The 13,665-nt window shown below is 67.8% G+C and carries 14 protein-coding genes; 10 read left to right on the plus strand and 4 right to left on the minus strand.

Features of this window, described 5'->3' with window-relative positions; genetic code table 11:
• Window positions 1-10: 10 nt before the first annotated feature.
• Window positions 11-754: a DUF3348 domain-containing protein gene (locus AC10V3_RS22455; protein ID WP_490924034.1), complete on the minus strand. Its 744-nt coding sequence runs from the start codon at window positions 752-754 to the stop codon at window positions 11-13.
• A 167-nt stretch (window positions 755-921) separates the two neighbouring features.
• Here AC10V3_RS22455 and AC10V3_RS22460 point away from each other — a divergent pair, with 167 nt between their 5' ends.
• Together AC10V3_RS22460 and AC10V3_RS22465 are read left to right on the plus strand one after the other, a co-directional pair.
• Window positions 922-1,989: a type IV toxin-antitoxin system AbiEi family antitoxin gene (locus AC10V3_RS22460; protein ID WP_490924035.1), complete on the plus strand. Its 1,068-nt coding sequence runs from the start codon at window positions 922-924 to the stop codon at window positions 1,987-1,989.
• A complete protein-coding gene (locus tag AC10V3_RS22465; RefSeq protein ID WP_041681674.1) occupies window positions 1,970-2,401 on the plus strand; it encodes a hypothetical protein in 432 nt (143 codons plus the stop codon). The genes AC10V3_RS22460 and AC10V3_RS22465 overlap by 20 nt, the downstream gene beginning before the upstream one ends.
• Before the next feature lie 215 nt (window positions 2,402-2,616).
• On the opposite strand, the gene AC10V3_RS22470 is transcribed toward AC10V3_RS22465, so the two are convergent.
• From AC10V3_RS22470 to AC10V3_RS22480, 3 genes are all read right to left on the minus strand, one after another.
• Complete coding sequence (locus AC10V3_RS22470) at window positions 2,617-3,120, minus strand: GAF domain-containing protein (RefSeq protein ID WP_051369941.1); 504 nt, start codon at window positions 3,118-3,120, stop codon at window positions 2,617-2,619.
• A gap of 10 nt (window positions 3,121-3,130) precedes the next feature.
• Window positions 3,131-4,108 (minus strand): Bug family tripartite tricarboxylate transporter substrate binding protein, encoded by a 978-nt coding sequence (locus AC10V3_RS22475; protein WP_454752652.1) that lies wholly within the window; start codon window positions 4,106-4,108, stop codon window positions 3,131-3,133.
• Window positions 4,109-4,183: 75 nt separating this feature from the next.
• Complete coding sequence (locus AC10V3_RS22480) at window positions 4,184-6,013, minus strand: gamma-glutamyltransferase family protein (protein ID WP_454752653.1); 1,830 nt, start codon at window positions 6,011-6,013, stop codon at window positions 4,184-4,186.
• Window positions 6,014-6,131: 118 nt separating this feature from the next.
• Here AC10V3_RS22480 and AC10V3_RS22485 point away from each other — a divergent pair, with 118 nt between their 5' ends.
• The 8 genes from AC10V3_RS22485 (at window position 6,132) to AC10V3_RS22520 (ending at window position 13,615) form a co-directional block, all read left to right on the plus strand.
• Window positions 6,132-7,082 (plus strand): LysR family transcriptional regulator, encoded by a 951-nt coding sequence (locus tag AC10V3_RS22485; protein WP_022537596.1) that lies wholly within the window; start codon window positions 6,132-6,134, stop codon window positions 7,080-7,082.
• A gap of 260 nt (window positions 7,083-7,342) precedes the next feature.
• Entirely contained in the window at window positions 7,343-8,281 is a 939-nt protein-coding gene (locus AC10V3_RS22490; RefSeq protein WP_454752655.1) for a dioxygenase family protein, read from the plus strand.
• Window positions 8,282-8,324: 43 nt separating this feature from the next.
• Complete coding sequence (locus AC10V3_RS22495) at window positions 8,325-9,074, plus strand: SDR family NAD(P)-dependent oxidoreductase (protein WP_022537598.1); 750 nt, start codon at window positions 8,325-8,327, stop codon at window positions 9,072-9,074.
• A gap of 36 nt (window positions 9,075-9,110) precedes the next feature.
• Window positions 9,111-9,995: a beta-keto acid cleavage family enzyme gene (locus AC10V3_RS22500; protein WP_022537599.1), complete on the plus strand. Its 885-nt coding sequence runs from the start codon at window positions 9,111-9,113 to the stop codon at window positions 9,993-9,995.
• A gap of 38 nt (window positions 9,996-10,033) precedes the next feature.
• The gene (locus tag AC10V3_RS22505; RefSeq protein ID WP_349605828.1) at window positions 10,034-11,011 is read left to right on the plus strand and encodes a quinone oxidoreductase family protein; all 978 of its coding nucleotides are present in this window, start codon (window positions 10,034-10,036) and stop codon (window positions 11,009-11,011) included.
• Window positions 11,008-11,349 (plus strand): cupin domain-containing protein, encoded by a 342-nt coding sequence (locus AC10V3_RS22510; RefSeq protein ID WP_022537601.1) that lies wholly within the window; start codon window positions 11,008-11,010, stop codon window positions 11,347-11,349. Before AC10V3_RS22505 ends, AC10V3_RS22510 begins: the two co-directional genes overlap by 4 nt.
• A gap of 91 nt (window positions 11,350-11,440) precedes the next feature.
• A complete protein-coding gene (locus AC10V3_RS22515; RefSeq protein ID WP_490924036.1) occupies window positions 11,441-12,544 on the plus strand; it encodes a porin in 1,104 nt (367 codons plus the stop codon).
• Window positions 12,545-12,631: 87 nt separating this feature from the next.
• Window positions 12,632-13,615 carry a tripartite tricarboxylate transporter substrate binding protein gene (locus tag AC10V3_RS22520; RefSeq protein WP_022537603.1) on the plus strand — a complete coding sequence of 328 codons (984 nt, stop codon included), beginning with the start codon at window positions 12,632-12,634 and terminating at the stop codon, window positions 13,613-13,615.
• Window positions 13,616-13,665 lie beyond the last annotated feature (50 nt).

The raw sequence follows: 13,665 nt of genomic DNA on the forward strand, positions 1-13,665 counted from the left end.
GATGTCCTGATTAGCTGTCACGGAGCGCCGCGAGCAATCCTTCAATGGGCTGGAAGCGCAGGTCCAGCTCGGCGAGCAATACGCTCTGCATATCCTTGCGAAACACGGCCAGCCATGCGCCGGCCGTGACCGGTGCAGGTTGCCCCGCGGCCTGCGCCTCGGCGAGCGCCGCCGCCTCGGCCTGGCGCAGGCGCTGGAAGTGCGCCTCCAGCAGTGCCGGCACCGTTCCAAGCAGGCTCTGCTCGCGCGCCCCCAGTACGCGCTCCATCACGGTATCGACCATCGCCAGCTTCGCCATGCCGGGCGCGCGGCCCGACAGCGCGATGCGCAGGCGGCCGCGCAGGTTGCCGATGGCGGTCTCCATCGACTGTTGCTGCGTCACATAGCGCTGGCGATAGACCGCGTAGTCGACCTGCGCCTCCATCGGATCCGGTAGCGCGGACGGCCGGGCCGGCCCGCGCCGCCTGCCGGCGCCAGCACCGTTTTCCCTGGCCGCATTGGCCAGCGCGGTGCGCACGCGGGCGCACTCGCGCTCCTCCTCGGTGCTGTCGGAGGCATGTGCGTCCGGCGCCACGGCCGGCGGGCTGGCCTTCAGCGCCGCCGACAAGGCGATCGCGTCCGCCCAGCCCAGCCATTGGCTGAGCTGGCTCGACAGCGAGTTTCCGGGTTCGGGGACATCGGCGTCCGTCAGGCGAGCCAGCAGCCGGACCAGGGTCGGGCCGCTGAAACCTGTGCGCCGGGGGGCTTGCGACATGCTGCGGGGTCGGAAAAATCCAGCAGTTTACACGCCCGCGGGGGGCAGTCGGCGGTTGTGGGGGGGGAAGTCGCTGGCAGGGCGGGTACCGGGGAGCTGGCAGGAGGCGATGTTCGGCGAAGGATTCCGTCATTGATGGCCTTGGTGTTCATATCTATCATATGTTCATGAATAGTGAACAGACGCTAAATATGAACAGTGAAGTGATCGTAAGTGCTGTTAGTGTGGCGTTTGAGACGCTTAAGCGTTCCTCGGGCGTGGACGCCCATATCGGTCCTGCTACCGACAGCACACAGGATTTTCCGGTGGTGCTGAAGCGGGGAACCATTGCCCAGAGCTACCAGGCGACATGGAAAACCACGATCGCCAGCACCGCGGCGTTGACGCTTGTTCGCACGCGCTCTGAAGAAAAAGCGCCCGACCTGATCATCACGACCTATCTCAGTCCCTTCCTGGCCGAGCATTGCCGGGACATCGGCCTGCAATTCATCGACACAGCAGGCAACGCTTATCTGGAGACCGCCGGTCTCTATGTCTACGTGAGCGGCGGACGGCCGGATACCACCCTGTTGCCGGCCAGGGCGCGTGGCACCGGTAACCCCACAGCCTTGCGCATGATCTTCGCGCTGCTCAACCGGCCGTCCCTGTTGCAGGCGACCTATCGCGAGATTGCACAAGCCAGTGACATTGCCCTCGGGTCTGTCGGCGGAGTTTTCAGGGAGCTCGCAGCGCGGGGTTTGCTGCTGGAGGAGCCGACGACAAAGCGCAGGCGGCTGACCGCGACTGACCGGCTCCTTGACGAGTGGGTCGCCAACTATCCCTCCATCCTGCGGCCCCGACTGCAAGTCGGCCGATATGAAGCGCCCGATCCTGACTGGTGGCGCGCGGCGTCCGAAATGGTTTCAGGAAATGCTTATTGGAGCGGAGACGTCGCCGCCGAGAAGATGACTGGGTTCCTGCAGGCGGAGACGCAAACCATGTATGTCGACGTAGAGCACAAGGGCTCGATCCTCAAGCACTTGATGCACAAGTACCGGTTGCGCCCTCAGCCAGACGGCGCGATCGAAATTCTCGATGCATTCTGGCCCGCGTCGATGGCCAATGCCGAGCCTGCTGGCATCGCGCCAGCGGTAGTTGTCTATGCGGACCTGATGGCCAGCCTTGATTCACGCAGTCTGGAAGCGGCCGGTGTGTTGCGCTCAGGCGTCATCCAGCATGCGCTTGATCAGTTCTGACCGACCGCTGGATCCTGCTGCCGTGGCGGTGGAAACCTGGGCGGAGTTTGGCGAGATAGGCGCAGCGTTAGTGCGGCACGCAGGGTTTCGGGCAGCAGCGGACGCCCCACACCGGTTCTATTACGCTACGCTGATGCGCAACTATTCGGAGGCCGGGAACATCGATCGCGTCTTCGAACTCGACGAGGCTGTCTTTGCGGCGCTGGGGTACGATCCCGATGCGGCTGGCGTTCTGCTGCTTGGCGCGGATATCGCGAAGCTTGCGAAACGGGCCACATTGGCGCAATGCCGGGCTATTCTCGACCACCGGCTGGCCATGCATATGGCGCGGACACGGCCAAACGTCGAGGAGGGGAAGGCACTGGCTGATCATCGGTTGCTGGGGATTCTTGCCAGAGGCCTACGAGGATAGATAGTCCCGCGGGCACACCCGGCCTGGCCAAGGCCCGCACGGCTCAGCGCGCGCTGGGCTGTCTGGTTTGCGGCGGCCAGGGCTGAGCGGTAGGCACGGATAAATCAAAATGGGCAGCGCCACGCGCTGCCCGTTGCAATTACCTGGCCTGCTGTACCGGCACGGCCACCGCTGCAGCCGCCCGGATGATCGATTGGCTTTACCAGTCGCCGGGGTCAGCCTCGCGCCGCCAGCAAATCCCGTACCGCGGGCCCGGCCAGCGCCGCCAGCACGCGCAATGCCGCCAGCTCCGCCGCTGACCACTCCGCTCGGTCAGCCAGGTAGTTGAAGGTGCCGATCACCCACCCCCGGTGGCACAGGGGCACGTTCACCACGGCCGTGCAGCCGAGGCCGCGGATGACCTGCACATCGTCGAACACCGCCGCCAGCGCCGCGTCGCCCTCGCCAGTGAAGAGCTCGCCGCGTTCGAGCAACTGGCGCCGCCACGGGCTGTCGCCCTTCGACTTGCGCCCGCCGACCGGGTACGCGGAGGTATCCGACGACCACAGGCGTTCGATCTGCGCCCGGCCGGCATGCCAGGCATTGATCGTCAGCAGGCCGGGCCCGATCGTCTGCAAGGTTGCCGCGCCGATCGCATCGAACGCGGCGGCGGGATCGCTGGCCTGCTGCAGCCGGTCGCACAGGACGTTGGCCTTGGCCACCAGCAGGGCGGTGCGCATATGGCTCACTTCATTCCCCCTTGATGCCGAGTTCGCGGATCAGCTTGCCGTAGCGGTCGGCATCGCGGTGCAGGATGGTGCCGAACTGCTGCGGGGTGGACGTCGCGGTCTCGACGCCGATGGCGTTCATCCTGGACTTGACCTCGGGCAGGGACATCACGGCGTTGATCTCGCGGTTCAGGCGCGCGGTCAGGTCCGCCGGCATGCCCTTCGGACCGAAGGCGCCGTACCAGACCGCCAGTTCATAGCCGGGGACGGTCTCGGCCACGGTCGGCACATCGGGCAGCAACGGTGAGCGCTTGCTCTCGGTGACGGCCAGCAGGCGCAGCTTGCCGCCCTTCACGTGCGGCAGGGTCTGGGTGCCGGCGGAGAACAGCAGCTGGGTCTGGCCGGCCACGGTATCGACCACGGCGGGCGCGCCGCCCTTGTAGGGCACGTGCAGCATCTGGATGCCGGCCATCTTCTCGAACAGCACCGCGCTCAGGTGGTTGGTCGAGCCGGGACCGGCGCTGGCGTAGGCGAGCTTGCCCGGGTTGGCCTTGGCGTAGGCGATCAGCTCCTTGACGTTCTGCGCCGGCACCGACGGATGGACCACCATGGTGTTGGTCACGTAGGCCAGCAGACCCAGCGGCGTGAAATCCTCCACGCCGCGGAAGGGCATGTTTGGCATCAGCGCCGGGTTCATCGCGTGCGTGCTCATCGAGCCGACCAGCAGCGTGTAGCCGTCGGGTTTGGCGCGCGCGACCATGGCCGAGCCGATATTGCCGGACGCGCCCGGCTTGTTGTCCACGATCACCGGCTGGCCGAGCGAACGGGTCAGGTGTTCGGACAGCACGCGCGCCAGGATATCGGTCGAGCCGCCGGCCGCCCACGGCACGATCAGCGTGACCGGCTTCTGCGGCCAGGCATCGGCCGCAGAAGCCGCGCCGGTAAAGCACATCGCCAGCACGGCCATGCCGCCCAGCAGGGTCTTGGTGATCAACCGCATTGTCTTACTCCTCCTCGTCCCGGGCGGGCGCACGATGCGGCCCGCCGCAATTCTCGTCAGTGGTCTCGTCAATCGTCAGCGCCCGACCGCATAGCCCTGCATGCCGCGCGGATTGGCGCCGGCGCGCAGCACCAGCCGGCCGCCGGCATCGAATTCGCGCGAGCAGGCCGACATGCGGCCCTCGGACCAGGGCTCGCCCACGCGCACTTCGTGTCCGCGTTCGCGCAGCGCCGCCAGGGTGCTTTCAGGGAAGCGCGATTCGACGCTGATGCGGTTGAGCACGGTCTGGCGCGGCCAGAACGATGCCGGGAAGTGGTCGATATGCCAGGCCGGCGCGTCGATCGCCTCCTGCAGGTTCATGCCGTGGACGGCGTGGCGCAGGAAGAATGCCAGCGACCACTGGTCCTGCTGGTCGCCGCCGGGCGTGCCGAACACCATGTAGGGCTCGCCGTCGCGCAGCGCCAGCGACGGCGACAGCGTGGTGCACGGCCGCTTGCCGGGCGCGAGGGTGTTGGGGAGGCCGGGCTCCAGCCAGGTCATCTGCAGGCGGGTATTGAGGGCAAAGCCGAGCGACGGGATGGTCGGGCTCGACGACAGCCAGCCGCCCGACGGCGTCGCCGCGACCATATTGCCGTGGCGGTCGATCACATCGATGTGGCAGGTATCGCCGACAAAGATCTCCTGCTCGGCCCATTCGGCCACCGGCGGCAGTTCGGCAAAGGTCGGCTCGCCCACGCCGAAGCGCACGTCGGCGCGCTGCAGCGTGCGCTCGGCCGCGGCCAGGTCGGGCAGGCGCGGCGCCATGCCGTTCACCGTGCCCGGGTCGAGCGACAACGCGGCACGCGTGCCGATGCGCCGCACGCGCGCCGCCAGGTAGCCATCATCGAGCAGCGCCGCCAGCGGGCTCTGTGCAAAATGCGGATCACCGTACCAGGCCAGTCGGTCGGCCATGGCCAGCTTGGTGGCTTCGGCAATGCGGTGCACGAACTCGGGCGACTCCGGCGCATGCTGCTCCAGGCCGGCGTGGCGCAGCATGCCCAACTGCTGCAGGAACACCGGCCCCTGGCTCCAGATGCCGCACTTGGCCACGGTGTAGCGGCCGAAGTCCAGCGTGACCGGGGCCTCGATCTCCGGCGCCCAGTTGGCCATGTCGTCATAGCGCAGCAGCCCGGTGTGCTTGTCGCCGGTGGTGTCGCGCACCGGCGTGTTGCGGCAGTACGCATCGATCTCCTGCGCGACGAAGCCGCGGTACCAGCAGTCCATCGCCGCATCGATCTGGCCGGTGCGGGTATCGCTGTGGCGCCGGGCCTCTTCGACGATGCGGGTGTAGGTGGCGGCCAGCGCGGGCAGCGTGTGCAGGCTGCCGGGGCGCGGCACCTTGCCGTCCGGCAGCCACGTCTGTGCCGAGCTGTGCCACTCGTCGCGGAACAGCGCCTGCACCGCCAGGATCGCGCGCGAGATGCGCGGCACCAGCGGGAAGCCTTCGCGGGCATAGCCGATGGCGGGCGCCAGCACGTCGGCCAGCGACCAGGTGCCGTGCTCGCGCAGCATCGTCAGCCACGCTCCGAAGGCGCCGGGCACGGCTGCCGGTATCAGGCCGATGCCGGGCACCAGGTCCAGGCCCATGGCGCGCAGCGCGTCCGGATCGGCCAGCGCCGGGGCCGGGCCCTGGCCGCAGACCGTGCGCATGGCGCGCTCGCGCTCGCTCCAGTAGACGATCGGCACTTCGCCGCCGGGGCCGTTCAGGTGCGGCTCGACCACCTGCAGCACAAAGCCGGCGGCAACCGCGGCGTCGAAGGCATTGCCGCCGCGCTCCAGCACGCCCATGGCGGTCTGCGTGGCCAGCCAGTGCGTGGAGGCGGCGACGCCAAAGGTGCCAACGATCTCGGGACGGGTGGTGAACATGGATTGCAGCTCCTGTGATGCAGGCAGTATAGGATTGGCGAATAACCATCAGCGCCTGATTAGTTATCGTGGTATTACCATCTGGTAATACAACTCGCCCATTTTTGCAGGAAGCGCCGTGTCCATCGCCCCCGACAAGCTGGTCCACAACCTCGTGTCCCGCCTGCGCCTCAGGCACCTGCCGCTGCTGCTGGCGCTGGAGCGGCAGCGTTCGGTGTCGCGGGTGGCGGCCGAGCTGAACCTGTCGCAGCCGGCCGTCACCAAGACCCTGCGCGAGATCGAAGACATCTTCATGGTGCCGCTGTTCACCCGCACCCGGCGCGGCCTGGAGCCCACGCCCACCGGCCGCGCGGTGCTGGCGCACGCAAGGCTGACGCTGGCCGATGCCGATGCGCTGGGGCGCGAACTGGCGGCGATCGGGTCCGGGCTGTCGGGCCGGCTGCGCATCGGCGTGATCCCCTACATCAGCCGCAGCGTGCTCGACGCCGCCTGCACCTTCGGCCTGACGCAGACACCGCGGGTCTCGGTGCTGGTACGCGAAGGCACCACCGACGAGTTGGTCAACGCGCTGCGCGAACACGAACTGGACTGCGTGGTGGCGCGCACCTTCTATGCGCCGGGCGCGGATATTGCGCAGCAGCCGCTGTACCGCGAAGAACCGGCACTGGTCGTGCCCACCGCGGCCGCCGCCCGGCTGGCGCGCGGCCCGCTCGACTGGCGCCAGCTGGCCGAGCGCGACTGGATCCTGCCACCGCCCAACACGCCGATCCGGCGCACCATCAACACCATCTTTGCGGTGGCCGGGGTGGCGCAGCCAACGCCGATCGTCGAGACCTATTCGATCAAGACCATGGCCACGCTGATGCGCAAGCATCCGGCGGCGGCGACCATCGTGCCGAAGGCGGTCGCCAGCGAACTGGTCGATGCCAAGGGGGCGACGGCGCTGCCGCATGCGCTGAGCTGGGACCTGCCGCCGGTGGGGGTGATGTGGCGGCGGCAGGCGGTGGAGGATGATGTGGTGGCGGCGCTGGTGGCTTGCCTGGGGGCGTTGCGGTGGGAGGGAGAGTGAGCCGGCTGGCCGCTGACGCCATGCCCATCCCACACATCGCGCGCGTCCCCAGCCGCGCGGCGGCTCCGACACATTCAGCCTGTACCAGGACCTCATAGGGTTTCTCCCGAAATCCCTTCGTATCCGCTTGTTTTGATTGCGGTTTAGGCCCGCGCCAGCGTCCCGCTGGCCGCTGGGGCCCCCTTTCTGCCCTTGACCAAACGTTTGCAGCGCCGATAATGCAAAGACTTTGCAAACGTTTGCAGTGAGGCAAGAAAAACATGGAAACTTCCTTTGAGACGCAGCAAGCGTCGCCAGGCCTGTGCCCCGCACTGATCGAAGACGAGCATTCGGTAACCCGCATCGTCGAAGCCGCCATGGCCAACACGTCCGACCCGCGCCTGCGCTTCGTCATGGGCTCGCTGGTTCGGCACCTGCACGGCTTCCTGCGCGAAGCGCGGCTGACCGACGCGGAATTCGAGTTCGCGCTGGAGTTCCTGGCCCGCCTTGGCCACGCCACGCATGCCAGCCACAACGAGGTCGTGCTGGCGGCCGACGTGCTGGGCCTGTCGACGCTGGTGACCGTGATGAACAACAGCACCAGGGACGGGCGCACGCCCGGTGCGTTGCTCGGCCCGTTCTATCGCGCCAACGCCCCGCGCTATGCCTGTGGCGACTGCGTGGTGCAGGACGACGCGCCGGGCTTGCCGCTGCTGGTCAGCGGTACCGTGCGCGCCACTGACGGCACGCCGCTCGCCGGCGCGCTGGTCGAGATCTGGCAGGCATCGCCGGTAGGCCTGTACGACAACCAGGACCCGAACCAGCCCGACCGCAACCTGCGCGGCTGCTTCCATACCGACGAGAACGGCAACTACCACTTCCGCACGGTGCGCCCCGCCGGCTATCCGGTGCCGACCGACGGACCGGTGGGCACGTTGCTGGCCGCGCAGCAGCGCCATCCGTACCGGCCCGCGCATATCCACTTCATCGTCGCGGCGCCGGGGTACCGCACGCTCGTGACCCAGGTGTTCGCCGACGAGGCGGACAAGCTCGAGTCCGATGTCACGTTCGGCGTGCATCGGCTGCTGGTGGGCAACCTGCGGCTGCACGACCACGGCCGCAGCGACTGGGGCGACGTGGCGGCGCCGTTCTACACGCTGCAGTTCGATTTCACGCTGGAGCCGGGCCAGCAGACCTTCCCGAAGCCGCCGATCGACTGACGGCTTCCTCGACCTCCACCCACGCATTTCGACATCGAAAACCATGAGCGCATCCTCTCTTTCCGGCAAGGTTGCCGTGATCCTCGGCGGCACCGGCGGCATCGGCTTCGCCGCCGGTGAAACGCTGGCCCGCCTTGGCGCAAGCATCGTCCTGACCGGGCGCGACGCCGAGAAGGCGGCCAGCGCCGCGGCCGCGCTGCCGGCCGGCAACCATCTCGCCGCCGTGGCGGAGATTGCCGACAGCGCCTCGCTGCGCGCGCTGGCCGACAAGGTCAGCCACCTCTACGGCCGCGCCGATATCCTGGTGAACACCGCGGGCTTTACGCGGGCGATCCCGCATGCCGACCTCGACGCGCTGGACGATGCCCTGATCGACGAACTGTTTGCCGTCAACTGGCGCGGCCAGTTCGCAGCGATCCGCGCCTTTGCGCCGCACCTGCGCGCCAATGGCGACGGGCTGGTGGTCAATGTCGGCTCAATCGCTGGCCGTACGGGTCAGGGCAGCAACGTCGCGTACTGCGCGGCCAAGGCCGGGCTCGATGTCATGGCGATGTCGCTCGGGCGCGCGCTGGCGCCGCAGATCCGCGTGCTGAACGTCTCGCCGGGCGTGGTCGATACCGCCTTCGTGCCGGGGCGCGACAGCAGTTTCAACGAGCGCGCCGCGAAATCGACGCCGCTCAAGCGCATCGGCACTGCGCAGGATGTGGCCGATGCCATCGCCGCCTGCGCCACCTCGCTGCGCTTTGCCACCGGCACCACCATCGTCGTCGACGGTGGCCGCCAGCTCGGATAAGCCACGCCTTTCCTTTTCCATCACCACCCATCGCTCATGCACGCACGCAAGACCATCATCACCTGCGCGGTGACCGGCAACATCACCACCCCCGAGCAGCATCCCGGCCTGCCCGTCACGCCGGCGCAGATCGCCGACGCCGCGCTGGAAGCCGCCGAAGCCGGCGCGGCCGCCGCCCACATCCACGTGCGCGATCCCGAAACGGGCCGCCCGTCGATGTCGCTCGAGTACTACGCCGATGTCATCGACCGCATCCGCGCACGCAACCGCGCGCTGATCATCAACCTCACCACCGGCCCCGGCGGCCGCTTCGTGCCGAGCGAGGACGAGCCGCGCGTGGCGGCGCCGGGCACGACGCTGCTGCCTCCGGCCAGGCGGGTCGAACACATCACCGCGCTGCGGCCCGACGTGTGTTCGCTAGACCTGAACACCATGAACTCTGGCGGCGACGTCGTGATCAATACGCCCGCCAACGTGCGCAAGATGGCCGCGGCGATCCGTGCCGCGGGCGTCATGCCGGAGCTGGAGATCTTCGATTCCGGCGACCTCAACATGGCGCTCGACTTTATCCGCGAGGGCGTGCTGGATGGCCCCGGGCTGTGGACCTTCGTGCTGGGCGTCAAGTACGGTTTTGCGCCTACCCCTGAGACCATTTTCTATGCCCGCAGCATGCTGCCCGCCGGCGCGCACTGGTCGGCCTTCGGCATCGGCCGCGCGGAGTTCCCGATCGTCGCGCAGGCGTGGCTGGCCGGCGGACATGTGCGCGTCGGGCTGGAAGACAACATCTACCTGGAGAAGGGCGTGCTGGCGCCGAGCAACGCCGCATTGGTCGCCAAGGCGCGCGACATCGTCAGGTCGCTTGGCGGCGAGCTTGCCTCGTCGGCCGATGCCCGTCGCACGCTCGGCCTGCGCGAAGCCTGAGTCCCTAACAGCATTGCAGATTTCAAACAGAAACCATCATGAACACCATCCGAGTCACCCAGAAAGCCCCCGACATCGATGCCCTGCAGCTTGAGCTGCTCGGCGTGCCGCGCCCTGAAGCGGCAGCGGACCAATGCATCATCGAAGTCGCCAGCGCCGGGGTCAACCCGAGCGACGTCAAGGCAACCCTTGGCCTGATGCCGCACGCCATCTGGCCGCGCACGCCGGGCCGCGACTATGCCGGCCTGGTGGTCGATGGCCCCGCCGGCCTGCTGGGCCTGCAGGTGTGGGGCAGCGGCGGCGAGCTCGGCATCCGCCGCGACGGCACGCATGGCAAGTACCTGCGCATCGAGGCAGCGTCCGTGCGCGCCAAGCCGGCGTCGCTGTCGCTGCTGGAAGCCGGCGCCGTGGGCGTGCCGTTCATCACCGCCTATGAAGGCCTGCGCCGCGCGGGCATGCCGCAGGCCGGCAGCACCGTGCTGGTATGCGGCGGCAACGGCAAGGTCGGCCAGGCCACCATCCAGATCGCCACGGCGCTGGGCGCCCGCGTCTTTGCCGTGGAGCGCACCGCGGAGGCCTATCGTGGCCATGCCAGCGGCGACGTGCGCATGATCGATGCCAGCCGCGAAGCCATCGCCGCCGTGGTGCGCGAGGAGACCGGCGGCCACGGCGCGGATATCGTCTACAACACCGTCGGCAGCCCGTACTTCGAACAGGCCAACCAGGCGATGGCGATCGGTGCGACGCAGATCTTTATCTCGACCATCGAGAAGCCGGTGCCGTTCGATATCTTTGCGTTCTATCGCGGCCAGCACACCTATGTGGGGGTCGACACGCTCGCGCTGGACAGCGGTGCCTGCGCACGCATCCTCGACCAGCTGGCGCCGATGTTTGCCGCCGGCAAGCTGCGGCCGTTCCCGGTGCTGGCCGACTACACCTATTCGCTCGCAGAGGCCAAGGACGCCTATCGTGCCGTGCTGCAGGGTGCGACCGAACGCGTGGTGCTCAAGCCATGAATACGACCCGGTTTGCACAGGCGCCGGCCTACTATCCGGCCAACCACGAAGGCATGCATTGCCTGCGGCTGCAGGGGCATGAAGCCGGGCCATCCGATGCGCTGTGGCTGGGTGTGTCGGTACTGCTGCCGGGCGGCCATACGTCGATGGATGCCTCGCCCGTGGAAAAGCATTACGTCGTGCTCGAAGGCGAGGTCTGCATCCGCACGCCGGAAGGCACCGTGACGCTGGGCCAGTTCGATTCGGTGCGGCTCGCGCCGGGCGAGGCGCGGCAGGTGTCGAACCCGGGCAACCGGCCGGCGATGCTGTTGCTGGCGATGCCGTATCCCAGGGGCTGATTTTTTTTGGGTCGCTTTTGCAAACGATTGCAGGACGGGAAGGCGGGCGGCCCATGCACAACAAGACCACCACAAGAAGCAGGGGAGACAAATGACATCCGTTCCGAAGCGCAGCAGCGTCCTGCTGCTGGCCACGGTCGCGGCCGGCTGGGTCGGCGAGGCCGGCGCGCAGTCTTCAGTGACGCTGTACGGGCGCCTCAATACGGCGCTGGAGTATTCGTACGCCAACACGGCCACCGACGGCATCAAGCTGGGCGGCACCGGCCGGCTGACCAACAACCGCTCCGTCTTCGGCATGCGCGGCGAGGAAGGACTGGGCGGCAGCCTGAAGGCGATCTGGCAGATCGAAAGCAACGTTTCGCTCGACACCGGCCAGGGCCAGATCGCGGGCCGCAACTCGCGCATCGGGCTGCAGGGGGATGCCGGCACGTTCATGGGCCACTGGCAAACGCCCTATACCGAGGCGACCGCGGGCTATGACCCGTACTACCCGACCACCGCCGGCTATATGGCGCTGATCGGCAATGGCTCCACGTCCAGCTCGGACAACGTCCAGGACACCAGTTCGTTCGACCGCCGGCAGAAGAACCTTGTCGTCTACAAGACGCCGTCGCTGGCCGGCTTCAGCGGCGCCGCGGCGTGGGGCGTGAACGAGGAGAGGACCAGCGTACCGCGCAACCCGGGGCTCTATTCGTTTTCCGCGGCTTATGACAATGGGCCGCTCAACATTGCGCTGGCCTATGAAATCCACCAGCACTACCAGACCGCCGGCCGCAAGGACGATGCGATGAAGGCGGGCGTGTCCTACAAGTTTCCGAGCACTACCGTCGCGTTGCTCTATGAACGGCTCCACTACCGCACCGCCACGGGCGACCTGACCCGCAACGGCTACTACGCCTCGCTGGTGCAGAAGCTCGGCCCGGGCAGCGTGCGCGTCGGCTTTGCGCTGGCGAGCAACGGTGCTGGCAATGCGACGGAAACGGTCGGCTTCTTCCGCAGCGGCGCGGAGACGGGCGCCACGCAGGTCACCGTCGGCTACGACTATCCGTTGTCAAAGCGTACCGCGCTGTTTGCGTACTACAGCCGCATCAACAACAAGCGCAACGCGATCTATGACTTTGCCATCAACGAGCTTGGCGTGAGCGCCGGCGCCGACCCGCAGACCTTCGCGCTCGGCATGCGGCATTTCTTCTGAGGCGTGGCGGCGCGCCCGGCAGGGGCGTGCCGCCCTGATCGGCGATGCGCGACGTTCGCGCTCGCTTCGGCAGTGAGGAGACATAACATGATTCGATCCATCCAAGGCGCCGTGCTGGCCCTGACCTCGTCGTTCATGCTGGCGGCCGCTCCCGCCGCCAGCGCGCAACCGCAGTACCCCAGCAAGCCGATCCGGCTGGTGGTGCCGTTCTCGGCAGGCAGCGCCACCGACATCCTGGCGCGCATTATCGGCAGCAAGATGGGCGAGGGCGGGACCTACCAGGTGATCGTCGACAACCGGCCCGGCGCCGGCGGCACGGTCGGTGCCACCGGCGTGGCCAAGGCGGCGCCGGACGGCTACACCCTGATCCTGGTGTCGGTCGGGCATGCGATCAATGCCACGCTGTATCCCAAGCTCTCCTATGACACGGTGAAGGACTTCACGCCGGTCTCGATGGTGGCAACCGTGCCCAATGTGCTGGTGGTCAACGCCGCCAGCAAGTACAAGTCCGTGCGGGACGTCGTGGCGGCCGCCAGGGCAACGCCGGGCGCGCTGAACTTCGACTCCGCGGGTTCCGGCAGTTCCACCCACCTCAGCGGCGAGATGTTCAAGATGCAGGCGGGCATCGACATCACCCATATCCCGTACAAGGGCACCGGCGAAGCGCTGACGGATGTCATGGCCGGCCGCGGCGACATGATGTTCGCGCCCACCGTATCGGCCATGCCATTTGTGAAGCAGGGCAAGCTGCGCGCGCTGGCGGTGACCACGGCCAGGCGAGCCAGCGCGCTGCCGGATATCCCGACTGTCGCGGAGTCCGGTTTCCCCGGCTTTGCGTTCGATTCCTGGTTCGGCGTACTGGCCCCTGCCGGCACACCGAAGGAAATCGTCGACGCACTCAATGCCGAGATCGGCAAGGCACTGGCGGCGCCTGACGTGCGCGAGCGCCTGGCCGCGCAGGGCGCCGAGCCGAAGCGCTCGTCACCACAGGAATTTGCGGCCTATATCCAGTCGGAGATCGGCAAGCTTGCGCCGGTGGTGCGGCAATCCGGGGTGCAGGCTGGCCAGTAGCGGCAAGCGGCGGCGGTGGAGCAAAACGCAGGGGGCAAGGGTGGGGCTGG

The organism is Cupriavidus sp. PB-02, assembly GCF_058252315.1.